The sequence below is a fragment of the Candidatus Pantoea formicae genome (assembly GCF_011752625.1).
Lineage (GTDB): Bacteria > Pseudomonadota > Gammaproteobacteria > Enterobacterales > Enterobacteriaceae > Pantoea > Pantoea formicae.
In genome coordinates this window covers 1-12,559 of record NZ_VWXD01000006.1, presented here as the reverse complement: position 1 = coordinate 12,559, position 12,559 = coordinate 1, and the positions used below count along the sequence as shown (strand labels likewise).

The following is a 12,559-nucleotide window of genomic DNA, read 5'->3' as shown; positions in this document are numbered from 1 at the left end:
AAACCATGTTTGATGCTGAGGTTTTGCTGCCGGACTTTTGGAGCATTCTCGATGCGGTGCCGGTCACGCTGTTGATGGCGGTGACGGTGTTTATCTGTTCGACGCTGTTGGGCGGGTTGTTTGCCTTTATCGAGCATCGCCGCATTCCGGTGCTGCGCCAGCTGGTGATCACCTACAAAATCGCCTTTAAAGGTGTGCCGATGGTGGTAGTGATTTTTCTCGCCTATTACGGCTTGCCACCGGCGCTGCACTTTGTTGCCACGCTATTTGGCGTCGAGGTGAATGCCCACTCACTGCCGAACTGGGTGATCATCATTGTGGCGCTGAGTGCCTGTGTCGGGGCGTTCCAGGCCGAGGTATGGAAAGGCGCGCTGAACTCGTTCGACAGTGGACAATCGGATGCGGCTTTGTCCTTGGGTTACAGCGGCGGTCAGCTGTTCCGTCGGGTGATGTTCCCGCAGATAATTGTGGCGGCGATCCCCGATCTGGCGAATGCCTTTATGGTGATTATGAAAGCCCTGTCGCTGGCGTTTGCCATCGAAGTGGTGGATATCTTTGCCCAGGCGCAGCTGACGGCGGCACTGAATTTCTACTATCTCGAAGCCTTCCTGATTGCGGTGGTGTTCTACATGGTGATTGCCTATGTGGTCACCAAGATCGCCGACAAAATCGAGGCGGCGCTGCGCGTGCGCACCTAGATATTGCTAAGTTGTGATGAAACGGCAGCCCAATGTGGCTGCCGTTTTTTTTGGCAAATTTGTGCTTCGCAATGAACACTATTTGCTATCATTTTGCAAGTCACTTGCAAAATGATAGTCACTCTGCAACAGTATCCCGCATCAGATCCTTTGCGGAATACCTACCATGAAAAATGAACCGCTTTATCAAATGGCCTGCCCGATTGCGCGCAGCCTTGGCCGTGTCGGCGATGGCTGGAGCATGCTGATCATGCGCGATGCGCTGGCCGGTTTCACCCGTTTTGATGAGTTTCAGAAAAACAGCGGCGTGGCGCCGAACATCCTGTCGCGCCGCCTGAAAGAGCTGGTGGAAGATGGTTTGCTGGAAAAAGTGTGTTACAGCACAACACCGGTACGCTACGAGTATCAGCTTACCGCCGCTGGGCGCGACTTGCGTGGCGTTATCCTAGCGCTGGCCGAGTGGGGCAGCACCCACTTCTCGCCGGAAGGAAGGCAGATGCAGCTGGTCGAAACTGCCACTCAGCGTCCGGTGAAACTGCAACTGGTCGATAGCGAAAACGGTCAACCGCTTACCAGCGATAAATACCAAATGGTGCCCGGCCCGGCAGCGGCGCCGATCATGCACTATCGCCACGAGTATCTGCAGAAAAAACGCGCGGGTGACAGCACGCTGAAATTCTCTCCGCCTGTTACAGAGAAACAGCCATGACCCGCACGCGCAAAAAATCCGCTCTGCTGCTGGCACTGGCAATCGGCGGTTTAGCGGCGGCAGGTTACGGCTACTACTGGTGGCACACCGCGCGCTTTATGCCTTCCACCGACGATGCGTATGTCGGCGCAGATATCAGTGCCATCTCCGCCAAAGTGTCCGGCTACATTCACACGCTGGCGGTGCAGGACAACGCGTCGGTGAAAAAAGGCGATCTGCTGGTGCAGTTGGATAACCGTGATTATCTGGCGGCGGTGGATCAGGCAACGGGTGAAGTGGCAGCACAGCAGGCTGCGTTAAGCGATATCGCTGCCACGCGCCAGCTGCAACTTGCCACTATTGCGGGAACGCACGCCTCTCTGCTGGCAGCGCAGGCAGTCACACTGAAAACCACCTCCGACCAGCGCCGCTACAGTGCGCTGGCCAGCAGCTCTGCTGTGTCACAGCAGATCCGCGATCATGCGCAAGCCGATTACCATCAGGCGATGGCCGAAGAGAGCAAAACCCGTGCCGACAAAACCGTTGCCGAGCGCCAGTTGCAGGTATTGGATGCGCGTGAGCAGCAGGCCAAAGCGGCGTTAGTGCAGGCGCAAGCAGGCCTGGCAATGGCGAAGCTTAACCTCGAATACACTGAAATCCGCGCCCCTTTTGATGGCGTTGTGGGCAATCGTCGTGCGTGGTCGGGTTCCTTTGTCAGCAGCGGTGCGCAACTGCTGTCGCTGGTGCCGGCACAAGGGTTATGGATCGATGCCAACTTCAAAGAGAGCCAGCTGGCGAATATGAAGCCGGGGCAGCCTGCGCGCATCGTCGCCGATGTTTTACCTGGCCGCACCTTTAAGGGCCACGTTGGCAGTTTGTCGCCGGCCACCGGCTCGCGCTTCAGCATTCTTCCGGCGGAAAACGCCACCGGCAACTTCACCAAAATCGTCCAGCGTGTGCCGGTGCGCATTGTGCTGGACGGTGATGCGGCGGTGCTTGGGCTGTTGCGTCCGGGCCTATCTGTGACGGTCACGGTCGATGAGAGAAGCGCGCGATGAGCAGCGTCGCTGCGCCGTTGCTGACACCGGCGGAGATGCCGATCAGCAAAAAGGTCTTTGCCTTCGCTACGATGTGCATCGGCATGTTTATCGCCTTATTGGATATCCAGATCGTCTCCGCTTCGCTGCGGGATATTGGCGGGGGGTTATCGGCGGGTGATGACGAAACCGTATGGGTACAAACCAGCTATCTGATCGCGGAAATCATCATTATTCCGCTTTCCGGCTGGCTGGCGAGCGTGATGTCCACGCGCTGGCTGTTTGCCGCTTCAGCCTGTGGCTTCACGCTGATGAGTTTACTCTGTGCCTGGGCGTGGAACATTCAGAGCATGATCGCCTTTCGCGCCTTACAGGGATTGGCGGGCGGCTCGATGATCCCGCTAGTGTTCACCACCGCCTTTGCTTTTTTTCAGGGCAAGCAGCGGGTGATTGCGGCCGCCACTGTCGGTGCGTTGGCCTCGTTAGCGCCAACGCTGGGTCCCACGGTCGGCGGCTGGATTACCGATAATTTTAGCTGGCACTGGCTGTTCTATATCAACATCATCCCCGGCATTTATATTGCCATTGCGGTGCCGATGTTGGTGAAGATCGACAGCCCCGACCCTGACCTTCTGCGTGGAGCGGATTACTTCAGCATCTTGCTACTGGCACTGTCGCTGGGCTGTCTGGAATACACGCTGGAAGAGGGACCGCGTTGGGGTTGGTTTGACGATAGCACTATCACCACCACGGGCTGGATCGCCTTGTTGTGTGGCGTGCTGTTCGTGATCCGCACCTTGAATCATGCAAAACCGATTATGGATCTCCGCGCCCTGAAAGATCCGGGCTTTACCCTCGGCTGTTATTTCTCGTTTATGGCTGGGGTGGGGATCTTCGCTACCATTTACCTCACACCGCTGTTTCTCAGCCAGGTGCGCGGCTTTAGCGCGCTGGAGATTGGGCTGGCGATCTTCTCCACCGGCATCTTTCAGATCCTGTCGATCCCGTTTTATGCGTGGCTGGCAAATCGCGTCGATCTACGAATTTTGCTGGCATTTGGGCTGATGAGTTTTGGTGTCTCAATGTTTTTTTTCGTGCCGATCACCCACGACTGGGGCGCGAAGGAGCTGCTGTTTCCACAGGCGTTTCGCGGTATGGCACAGCAGTTTGCCGTGGCACCTACCGTCACGCTGACTCTCGGCAGCTTGCCACCTGCACGACTAAAATTAGCCTCAGGGCTGTTTAATTTGATGCGCAATCTTGGTGGAGCCATTGGTATCGCACTGTGCGGCACCGTGCTCAACGACCGCACTAACCTGCACTTCAGTCGCCTGGCTGACCATCTCAACACGGCCAGCCTGTCGCTCGGTGACTATCTACAATCGCGCACCGCAGCCTTAGTACTCAACGGATTAAGCCCGGATGCCGCGCACACTGCAGCGCTGCAATCGCTGGCTTCACTCACCCTGCGCGAGGCGCGCACGCAGGCTTTTTCGGACGCATTCTGGCTGATCATGGTCGGATTTTGTATCGCTGCGCTGCTGGTTCCTTTTATGAAAAAGCCCGCAGCTTAGGAGTTATCAATGAAACGAATTGTGATTACAGGCATGGGCTTGGTTTCGCCGCTTGGCTGCGGCACGGAAGCGGTATGGCAGTCACTGCTGGCGGGCAAATCCGGCATCAGTGCCTTGCCGGAAGAGATGGTGCAGGACATTAGCTGCAAAGTTGCAGGACAGGTGCCCACGTTGGATCAGGATCCACAACATGGCTTCGATCCCGAGCGTGTGATCGCGCCGAAAGATCGCAAGAAAATGGATCGCTTTATTGAGTTTGCGCTGGTGGCGGCGCATGAGGCGCTGACGCAAGCCAACTGGTTCCCACAGGATGAGGCGCTGCGCCAGCGTACCGCCACGGTGATAGCGACCGGGATTGGTGGCTTCAACGAAATCGCCAATGCGGTAGAAACCACCGCCAATCGCGGTCCACGCCGACTGTCGCCTTTCACCATTCCTTCGTTTCTCGCCAATCTGGCGGCGGGACATGTGTCGATTGCCCACGGCTTTCGTGGTCCGATTGGTGCACCGGTGACCGCCTGTGCGGCGGGCGCGCAGGCAATCGGCGACGCGGCACGCCTGATCCGCAGCGGCGAGGCGGATATTGCGCTGTGCGGAGGCACCGAGGCGGCGATCCATCGTGTGAGCCTGGCGGGTTTTGCCGCCGCGAAAGCGATGTCAGGGGGGTTTAACGATCATCCTGAGCAGGCATCACGCCCGTTTGATCGCGATCGCGATGGCTTCGTGATGGGGGAAGGTGCAGGCTTGCTGGTGATTGAATCACTTGAGCATGCGCAGGCGCGCGGTGCGACACCGCTGGCAGAGCTGGTCGGTTACGGCACCAGCGCTGATGCATACCATCTCACTGCTGGACCGGAAACCGGTGAAGGCGCTCGCCGTGCGATGGAGACTGCGCTGACGCAGGCGGGTATTACGCCTGCCGACGTGCAGCACATTAATGCGCATGCCACCTCGACGCCAGTGGGGGATAAGGGTGAATTGGCAGCGATCCGCACACTTTTTGCGGGCAGCGAGGTGGCGATCACCTCGACCAAATCAGCCACCGGGCATCTGCTCGGCGCTGCGGGCGGAGTAGAAGCAATCTTCTCGATTCTGGCGCTGCGCGATCAAATCGCCCCGCCGACGCTCAATCTGCTGCACCCTGACGAAGCCGCCGCCGGGCTGAATTTGGTGGCGTTAGAACCGCAACCGCTGGCGATGCAGTATGTGTTGTCGGACGGTTTTGGCTTTGGCGGCGTGAATGCCAGCCTGTTGTTTAAGGGCTGGGTGTAACGGAATACCTTCGGTAGCGGTGCAATATAGTGTGCGTCTGTAGAGACACGGTTGTTTCAGATATGCGCAATAAATTGCGCCGCGACGCTTAGTGCATCTTATATACTGCGCTGTGATTTCACTTTGGAGCTACCGCTTTGCACCTTGACCCCCAGCAACTGGCCGAAGAACTGCGCCAGATCGTCAGCACTTTTGTGCGTAACGCGCGCGTTGCCACCGCGACAGTGCGTACCTCACAGCATGAAACGTTAGACCTGCTGGATACGCATCAGGCGCTTTCTATCGCGGAGCTGGCGCGCCTGCGCGGCGTGAAACATCAAAGTATGCGGCTGGTGATAAACGAGCTGGAGCAAAAGGGCATGGTGTTGCGTGAAAAGAGTCCGCAAGATGCTCGAGCGCAACTGATTGTGTTAAGCGAAGCAGCACGACAAAGCCTGTCCGCTGCGCGTGCCCAACGTGCTGACTGGATCGCTGCGCAAATTGCCGACAAACTCGATGAAAGCGCGCGTAACGATCTGCACATGGGCCTTGCCGCGCTGCGCAAGTTGCTCTAATCCTGCTTTAGCTGGTTCACCACCTGTGCCAAGGTGTTTAATCCCCAATGTTCGGCGTATTTACCGTTAGCAATGCGCACCATATCGATCACGCTAATGCTGACTGCTTTACCGCTGGCAGCCACGCCGAACAAGGTGCCGGTATGCAGGCCGGTCAAGGTCTTGCGCGTTGTTACCCAATCGCGTTCTGCAATCTGATCCTCAATAATGACCTGCAACTGCGAGATCGCCGGGCGTAAGATCTGATCAAAGGTGCGCCACAGGCTCTCGCGATCGTTGGCGGCCCCTACAGGAGCCGAGCGATTAATAAAATCCTCAGCGACCAGATCGTCAAAAGCATGGCGATCTCCTTCAGCAATGACCTGTTGGTTAAAGCGTTTCACGAGAGTTTTGTTGAATTCTGACATGCAGAAACCTCACAATATATACAGTTAGACTGTATATATTTAGGCGCATCAGGCAGAAAAAGTTAGGCAGGCTGTGCGGTGGACAAGGGAAATAAAAAGGCCGCTATCGCAGCGGCCTTTCAATCAAGCAAAAATTGATTTTTGATGTCGGCGCGCATGAATGCGCACCCTACGAAAACCGCACCTAACAATGTTGGGTCGCCATTTATGGCGACCGAAAAAGCGCTTAACTGACAAGCATTGTTCTAGCGCTTACTCAGGGCTTCCCACAGCCCCATCAGATAGGTGGTGCCGAGTGCGCGGTCATACAAGCCATAGCCTGGACGGCCGGTTTCGCCCCAGATAAAGCGACCGTGATCCGAACGGATGTAACCATCAAAGCCGTTGTCATACATCGACTGCAGCACTTTATACATATCCAGGGAACCGTATTCCGTCGGGTGCGCGCACTCGTAGAAATCTTTATCCTGAATAATCTTGATGTTACGCACATGGGCAAACGGAATACGTTTGCGGCGAGAGAACTCGGCCAGAATGCCGTACACGTCGTTCTGCGGATCTTCCGCAATTGATCCGGTACACAGCGTAATACCGTTGGCTTCCGAATCTACCACGTTACAGATCCAGTCGAGATCCTCGCGATTTTTCACGATACGTGGCAGACCGAAGATCGAATACGGTGGATCGTCAGGGTGGATCGCCATCTTCACGCCCACTTCTTCACACACTGGGATCACCGCTTTCAGGAAGTAAGCGAGGTTTTCACGCAGTTTGGCATCATCAACATCTTTATACTGCGCGAACAGATCCTGCACTTTTGCCAGACGCTCTGGTTCCCAGCCCGGCAGCGCGAAACCGTTCGAGTTGCCGAGAACTTCCTGCACCACTTCGTCGAGGCTCTTATCGATGCCTTTCTTTTCGAACGCCATGGTGAGTGAGCCGTCTGGCAGCACGTAATTCATGTCGGTCTTCATCCAGTCAAATACCGGCATGAAGTTGTAGCAGATCACTTTCACACCCACTTCAGCGAGGTTGCGGATGCTCTGCTTATAATTCTCGATATATTGATCGCGGCTGGGCAGGCCGATCTTGATGTCGTCGTGAATGTTGACGCTCTCGATCACTTCGACCGTTAGCCCGGCGGCATGCACCTGATCAACTAACGCTTTAATCTTATCCTTGGGCCAGGTTTCCCCGACGGGTACATCGTACAGTGCGCCGACCACGCCGCGTACACCCGGAACCTGGCGAATATATTCCAGCGAAACTTTATCTTCTTTCGGACCAAACCAACGCATTGTCAGTTGCATAATCTCATCCACCGTCATCGTGTTGCTGCAATACTGTTAAACTACCATTCTAGTAAACATGATGACAGCATCGCCAGGCGATTAACCCTTGATCCGCGTCACAGAACGTAATTCTTTCACTGAAGGGGGATGTTTAGTGAGGTCGTTCAGATTTGATGTCAGTGCTGAGCGTATTGAGGAATGATTTGTTTCGTGGGTTGGCGCGTATTCCACTGCCTGTTTTCGCTAAAGAAAGTTTTGTTTGCTGAATTTTCAGGATAACTTCGCCGTTCCGTCTGAGGTCCATGCAATTTACCGCTGCTGATCGGCTTTTCATTTGTTTTATTTACAGAAACTTCCAGATAGGCAAAATAGCCCTTATTTCCTCTCCGACCGTCATCATGTCCGAAGAAGCGCTACGTCAGCAGATTCAGAATCTGAAAAAGCATAATGCGCGCTTAAAGCGCATAGCGCATGACGCGCGTAACAAGCTGAGTGCGGCGCTGGATGGAACCGGTTTATGTCTGTGGCAACTGGATATTCCCAGCGGCAAGCTGGTGATTTTCAATCGTCGCTGGGGCTCGATGCTGGGTTTTCAGCCAAAAGAGACCAAGGCGCAGTTTGAGGTCTGGCGTGAACGCCTGCATCCCGACGATGCCGACGAGGTGTTGAAAGCCTTTTATGATCATATAGAAGGGCGCGCGCCCTACTATGAGGCGCTGCACCGCATGCTGGGTAAGAATGACAAAATTACCTGGGTACTGGATCGCGGCCGTGTCACCGAGTGGGACGAAGAGGGCAATCCGCTCAAAGTCACCGGCACGCACATCGATATGACCAAAGAGAAAAACTACGAAGCGCAGCTTTCCTCTCTGGCGCATCACGATCCGCTGACCGGCCTGACCAACCGTCATGCGCTGCATACCCATTTCACCAAAATGAAAGCGCAAGGACCCCTGTGTATCGCCTTTATCGACCTCGATAACTTCAAGCATGTTAACGACACACTCGGTCATCGCAGTGGTGATGAAGTGCTGATTCAGCTCAGCCAACGCATCAGTGAATTGGTGCCACCGAATGTGGTTGTCGGGCGCTTAGGCGGTGACGAATTTGTGTTGCTCATGCCGTTCCTGATCGATTTTCCCAAAGTGCGCATCATGATGAATGCGGTGTTGGATGCCGCACTGACGCCGTTTGATGTCGATAACGGCCATGCGCAAATCGGTGCTTCGATTGGTGTGGCGCCAGTTCAGGAGCATCACAGTTTTGATGAGGCGCTGACGCGCGCCGATGAAGCGATGTATTTAATTAAGAAGAACGGCAAGCAAGGGTTTGGTTTGGCGGGGTAACGTTATTACCCCGCTCCCCACTTAAAACGCAAAGCAAGAACAGCCGAGCGCACCCCAGAATGCATGGTTATCGGAGACCGGCACGGATGACTGGCGTGCCACATCGTGTGAGTGGCTGTGTACACCACAAGGGCCACTACACTGGTGCACTTTCGGCATCATCGCCGCACGACCACTGGCCTGCGGTGGCGCGCTGCGATAGTGGCCTGGCACGGTGACCACCGGTGACCACTCAGGCAGCACAGGCACCGGTGGTGGAGACAGTGGCGTAAACCCACCAGCGGCATACACCACTTCACCATCGACCAGCGTCAACACGGATTCAATCCCTTTAATTTCCTCTTCCGGCACGCTGAAGAAATCTTTCGACAGCAGCACCAGATCCGCCAGCTGACCGACTTTGATCTCACCTTTGGCATTTTGTTCGCTGGAGAACCACGCGCTGCCTTTGGTCCACAACATCAGCGCGGTTTCACGATCAATACGGGCATTATCATCGTACAACTGCATGCCGCCCACGGTACGGCCTGAAACCAGCCAGTAGAGCGCAGTCCATGGGTTATAACTGGCCACGCGGGTGGCATCCGTCCCTAAGCCTACCGGTACGCCCGCGTCCAACATACGTGCAACAGGCGGGGTCTGTTTCGCCGCTTCTTTGCCGTAGCGATCAACAAAGTATTCCCCCTGGAACGCCATGCGATGTTGTACTGCCAGCCCACCACCCAGCGCTTTTACACGTTCGATGTTGGCCTCGGTAATGGTTTCTGCGTGGTCAAAGAACCAGTGCAAGCCGTTGAACGGAATGTCGCGGTTTACTTTTTCAAACACGTCCAGCATGCGGCTGATCGATTCGTTATAGGTGGCATGCAGGCGGAACGGCCAGCGATGTTCAACCAGGTGACGCACCACGCGCTCTAGTTCATCTTCCATGCCCGGTGCGAGATCGGGACGTGGCTCAAGGAAGTCTTCGAAATCGGCTGCGGAGAACACCAGCATCTCGCCCGCACCGTTGTGACGCAGGAAGTCCGTGCCCTGGCCCGGCTTCAGCATATCGGTCCACTTCTCAAAATCTTGCAGTTCGTTGCCCGGATTTTGGGTGAACAGGTTATAGGCGATGCGTACCGTCAGCTGCTTTTTAGCGTGTAGCTCAGAAATCACATCGTAATCATCGGGATAGTTTTGGAAGCCGCCGCCAGCATCAATGGCGCTGGTCAGGCCGAGACGGTTCAACTCACGCATAAACTGACGGGTGGAGTTGACCTGCTGTTCCAGCGGCAGCTTGGGGCCTTTCGCTAGCGTTGCGTACAGCAGCATGGCGTTAGGGCGGGCAATCAGCATACCGGTTGGATTGCCATTGCTGTCGCGCTGGATCTCACCGCCAGGAGGGTTTGGCGTGTCTTTGGTATAACCCACGACGCGCAGCGCGGCGCGGTTGAGTAGGGCGCGATCGTACAGGTGCAGAATGAATACTGGCGTATCCGGCGCGGCAGCGTTGATCTCATCCAGCGTGGGCATACGACGTTCCGCAAACTGGAACTCACTCCAGCCGCCGACCACGCGTACCCACTGTGGTGATGGCGTACGCAGCGCCTGTTCACGCAGCATGCGCAATGCATCGGCCAGCGACGGCACGCCTTCCCAGCGCAGTTCAAGATTGTAGTTAAGACCGCCGCGAATCAGGTGCAGGTGTGAATCATTGAGGCCGGGAATACCCGTGTGGCCCTTGGCATCAATAATCTGCGTATCGCTGCCAGCAAAGCGCATCACTTCCGCTTCGCTGCCCACCGCGAGAAACTTGCCGTCTTTGATCGCCACTGCGGTGGCTAAAGGGTTAGCGCGATCCACGGTGTGGAATTTGCCGTTAGTAAAAATCAGTGAGGCCGTTGTCATCATCTCTTCTCCAGTTAGATTACGCGTTGCGGCCAATTAGCCACTGTTTTAACACTCGGGTGACGACGGGCATCCATAAGAACACCACCAATGCCACCACGCTGGCATCATTCAACAAGTGACCCCACAGCGTGCCATGCGCGGCGGGCAATACCTGATTCCAAAACCACGGTACCAGGTTGGTTGAGGGAAAAATCACCCCCAGCGTCAGTAAGTATTGTTTCCATTTAGGCGGTTTCACCTGGCCTTTTTGCACCGGGGTAAACCAGAAGGCGGCACCGGGGCGTACTTCAATATGTTCCGGCTGTGCCAGCATCGTCGGTAAGTCTTTAATCAGCGCCTGACGTTGATCGGATTTCAGCCAGGCGTACAGCTCATCCAGTCCGGTAAAGCGAATCAGCACGGTGTAAGCGTTGTCGCCATGGACTGGGCGCAGCACGTTAACGCCAAGGTGGCCGGGAAAGCTGGCCGCTTGCGGCATGATGGTATCGAGCCATTGTTCATAGTCAGCCTGCTTTTCAGGCAGGATGCTGTGAGTAATCACCAGCGTCACATGGTTGGCCTGTTGTGAGTAATTCATGGTGTGTTCCTTTATTTTCCGCTGGTGAAAGTGCTTGCTTCGTTAAGTAAAAAAATACGAAATGAGAGCGTTTATTGATAACGGATAGATTTTGGGTTGTTGTTCAACAATTTTTGGGGAGAGATGGGGAATGCGTTTAAACCTTGAAGCGCTGCTGATTTTGGATGCGCTGGATCGTCACGGCACCTTTGCGGCAGCGGCGGCGCGCTTGTTTAAAACTGCGTCGGCGTTGAGCTATACCGTGCAAAAGATGGAGAGCGATTTAAAGATCACGCTACTCGATCGCTCCGGCCATCGCGCCACCTTCACCCCGACCGGTCGTTTAATGCTGGAAAAAGGCCGCACTCTGCTGCGTGCGGTGAATGAACTCGAACAGCAGGCGCGCTACGTCGAAAGCGGCTGGGAGAGCCAGCTGGTGATCAGCGTCGATGCCTCACTGCCGTTTCGCATTCTCACTCCGTTGATCGATCAGTTTTATCAGGAACATCCGCATACTCAGCTGCAATTCCGCCAGGACGTGCTTTCTGGCTGCTGGGAAGCGCTGAATTATGGCGAAGCGGACATTGTCTTTGGCGCAGTGCAGGAACCCGCCACGCGCAAAGAGATTGTCTGCCAGCCGCTGGGCTGGTTGGAGTATGTGTTTGCCGTTGCGCCAGAGCATCCGCTTGCCGCCGCACCAGAACCGCTGCTGCGCGAGCAGATTCGTCAGTATCGAGCGGTGACAGTGCATGACTCCTCACGACATAGTGCAGGCATTGACCTACGTGTGCTGGATGAACAGAAAACGCTGAGCGTGCATGACTTCCCGGCAAAATTGCAGGCGCAGCTGGATGGTTTGGGCTGCGGTTATTTGCCGCTGTATCTGGCGAAACCCCATCTGGAGAGTGGGGCGCTGGTGGCGCGTCAGTTGGATAGCGAATGTCGGCGTGATATGGCGTATCTGGCATGGAATGAAACGGCCTGTGGCAATGCTGCAACATGGTGGCGCGAGCGTTTGCTCACACTGCCAGGTTTGCAGGAGATTTATTCTCCTGCGTAATGCCTAATGCTTGTCAGTTAAGGGGCTCTTCAGGTGAGGCTGTCATTTTCTTAAAATGGCGGCCTTAATGAGATGGTCACCTCCACCCTGTCGGGCGCTATGCTGACAGGGTGTTTTTCTTTCTGAAGGGGATCATCATGCAAAACGTATCGCTCATTGGTATCGATCTCGGCAAGCACTCA

At 55.5% G+C, this 12,559-nt stretch carries 12 protein-coding genes; 8 read left to right on the top strand and 4 right to left on the bottom strand.

What is annotated here, in order from left to right:
- Window positions 1–5 precede the first annotated feature (5 nt).
- From F3J38_RS17445 to F3J38_RS17420, 6 genes are all read left to right on the top strand, one after another.
- Complete coding sequence (locus tag F3J38_RS17445; protein WP_167140535.1) at window positions 6–698, top strand: amino acid ABC transporter permease; 693 nt, start codon at window positions 6–8, stop codon at window positions 696–698.
- 166 nt (window positions 699–864) lie between these two features.
- Window positions 865–1,407 (top strand): winged helix-turn-helix transcriptional regulator, encoded by a 543-nt coding sequence (locus tag F3J38_RS17440; RefSeq protein ID WP_167140533.1) that lies wholly within the window; start codon window positions 865–867, stop codon window positions 1,405–1,407.
- Window positions 1,404–2,444 carry an HlyD family secretion protein gene (locus F3J38_RS17435; RefSeq protein ID WP_167140531.1) on the top strand — a complete coding sequence of 347 codons (1,041 nt, stop codon included), beginning with the start codon at window positions 1,404–1,406 and terminating at the stop codon, window positions 2,442–2,444. The genes F3J38_RS17440 and F3J38_RS17435 overlap by 4 nt, the downstream gene beginning before the upstream one ends.
- Entirely contained in the window at window positions 2,441–3,997 is a 1,557-nt protein-coding gene (locus F3J38_RS17430) for a DHA2 family efflux MFS transporter permease subunit (protein ID WP_240156025.1), read from the top strand. The genes F3J38_RS17435 and F3J38_RS17430 overlap by 4 nt, the downstream gene beginning before the upstream one ends.
- A gap of 9 nt (window positions 3,998–4,006) precedes the next feature.
- On the top strand, window positions 4,007–5,269 hold the full coding sequence (fabF, locus tag F3J38_RS17425) for a beta-ketoacyl-ACP synthase II (RefSeq protein ID WP_167140529.1): 1,263 nt from the start codon (window positions 4,007–4,009) through the stop codon (window positions 5,267–5,269).
- A gap of 137 nt (window positions 5,270–5,406) precedes the next feature.
- Window positions 5,407–5,823, top strand: coding sequence for a MarR family winged helix-turn-helix transcriptional regulator (locus tag F3J38_RS17420; RefSeq protein ID WP_167140527.1), 417 nt, complete (start codon window positions 5,407–5,409; stop codon window positions 5,821–5,823).
- On the opposite strand, the gene F3J38_RS17415 is transcribed toward F3J38_RS17420, so the two are convergent.
- Window positions 5,820–6,230: an ester cyclase gene (locus F3J38_RS17415; RefSeq protein WP_167140525.1), complete on the bottom strand. Its 411-nt coding sequence runs from the start codon at window positions 6,228–6,230 to the stop codon at window positions 5,820–5,822. The genes F3J38_RS17420 and F3J38_RS17415 overlap by 4 nt on opposite strands.
- 245 nt (window positions 6,231–6,475) lie before the next feature.
- A complete protein-coding gene (uxuA, locus tag F3J38_RS17410) occupies window positions 6,476–7,540 on the bottom strand; it encodes a mannonate dehydratase (protein WP_167140523.1) in 1,065 nt (354 codons plus the stop codon).
- Between the two features lie 380 nt (window positions 7,541–7,920).
- Between uxuA and F3J38_RS17405 the strand changes: the two genes are divergently transcribed.
- Window positions 7,921–8,868: a sensor domain-containing diguanylate cyclase gene (locus F3J38_RS17405; RefSeq protein WP_167140521.1), complete on the top strand. Its 948-nt coding sequence runs from the start codon at window positions 7,921–7,923 to the stop codon at window positions 8,866–8,868.
- A 21-nt stretch (window positions 8,869–8,889) separates the two neighbouring features.
- Here F3J38_RS17405 and F3J38_RS17400 read toward each other — a convergent pair whose 3' ends face one another.
- Together F3J38_RS17400 and F3J38_RS17395 are read right to left on the bottom strand one after the other, a co-directional pair.
- Window positions 8,890–10,758 carry an amidohydrolase gene (locus F3J38_RS17400; protein ID WP_370661731.1) on the bottom strand — a complete coding sequence of 623 codons (1,869 nt, stop codon included), beginning with the start codon at window positions 10,756–10,758 and terminating at the stop codon, window positions 8,890–8,892.
- Window positions 10,759–10,777: 19 nt separating this feature from the next.
- Window positions 10,778–11,338: an antibiotic biosynthesis monooxygenase gene (locus F3J38_RS17395; RefSeq protein ID WP_167140517.1), complete on the bottom strand. Its 561-nt coding sequence runs from the start codon at window positions 11,336–11,338 to the stop codon at window positions 10,778–10,780.
- A 130-nt stretch (window positions 11,339–11,468) separates the two neighbouring features.
- Here F3J38_RS17395 and F3J38_RS17390 point away from each other — a divergent pair, with 130 nt between their 5' ends.
- Window positions 11,469–12,377: a LysR family transcriptional regulator gene (locus F3J38_RS17390; RefSeq protein ID WP_167140515.1), complete on the top strand. Its 909-nt coding sequence runs from the start codon at window positions 11,469–11,471 to the stop codon at window positions 12,375–12,377.
- Window positions 12,378–12,559: the final 182 nt, after the last annotated feature.

What these genes read in the sequence shown, in the direction of transcription:
- F3J38_RS17445 (WP_167140535.1), top strand. Translation starts at nt 6, where the DNA reads ATGTTTGATGCTGAGGTTTTGCTGCCGGACTTTTGGAGCATTCTCGAT.
- F3J38_RS17440 (WP_167140533.1), top strand. Translation starts at nt 865, where the DNA reads ATGAAAAATGAACCGCTTTATCAAATGGCCTGCCCGATTGCGCGCAGC.
- F3J38_RS17435 (WP_167140531.1), top strand. Translation starts at nt 1,404, where the DNA reads ATGACCCGCACGCGCAAAAAATCCGCTCTGCTGCTGGCACTGGCAATC.
- F3J38_RS17430 (WP_240156025.1), top strand. Translation starts at nt 2,441, where the DNA reads ATGAGCAGCGTCGCTGCGCCGTTGCTGACACCGGCGGAGATGCCGATC.
- fabF (WP_167140529.1), top strand. Translation starts at nt 4,007, where the DNA reads ATGAAACGAATTGTGATTACAGGCATGGGCTTGGTTTCGCCGCTTGGC.
- F3J38_RS17415 (WP_167140525.1), bottom strand. Translation starts at nt 6,230, where the DNA reads ATGTCAGAATTCAACAAAACTCTCGTGAAACGCTTTAACCAACAGGTC.
- uxuA (WP_167140523.1), bottom strand. Translation starts at nt 7,540, where the DNA reads ATGCAACTGACAATGCGTTGGTTTGGTCCGAAAGAAGATAAAGTTTCG.
- F3J38_RS17405 (WP_167140521.1), top strand. Translation starts at nt 7,921, where the DNA reads ATGTCCGAAGAAGCGCTACGTCAGCAGATTCAGAATCTGAAAAAGCAT.
- F3J38_RS17400 (WP_370661731.1), bottom strand. Translation starts at nt 10,758, where the DNA reads ATGACAACGGCCTCACTGATTTTTACTAACGGCAAATTCCACACCGTG.
- F3J38_RS17395 (WP_167140517.1), bottom strand. Translation starts at nt 11,338, where the DNA reads ATGAATTACTCACAACAGGCCAACCATGTGACGCTGGTGATTACTCAC.
- F3J38_RS17390 (WP_167140515.1), top strand. Translation starts at nt 11,469, where the DNA reads ATGCGTTTAAACCTTGAAGCGCTGCTGATTTTGGATGCGCTGGATCGT.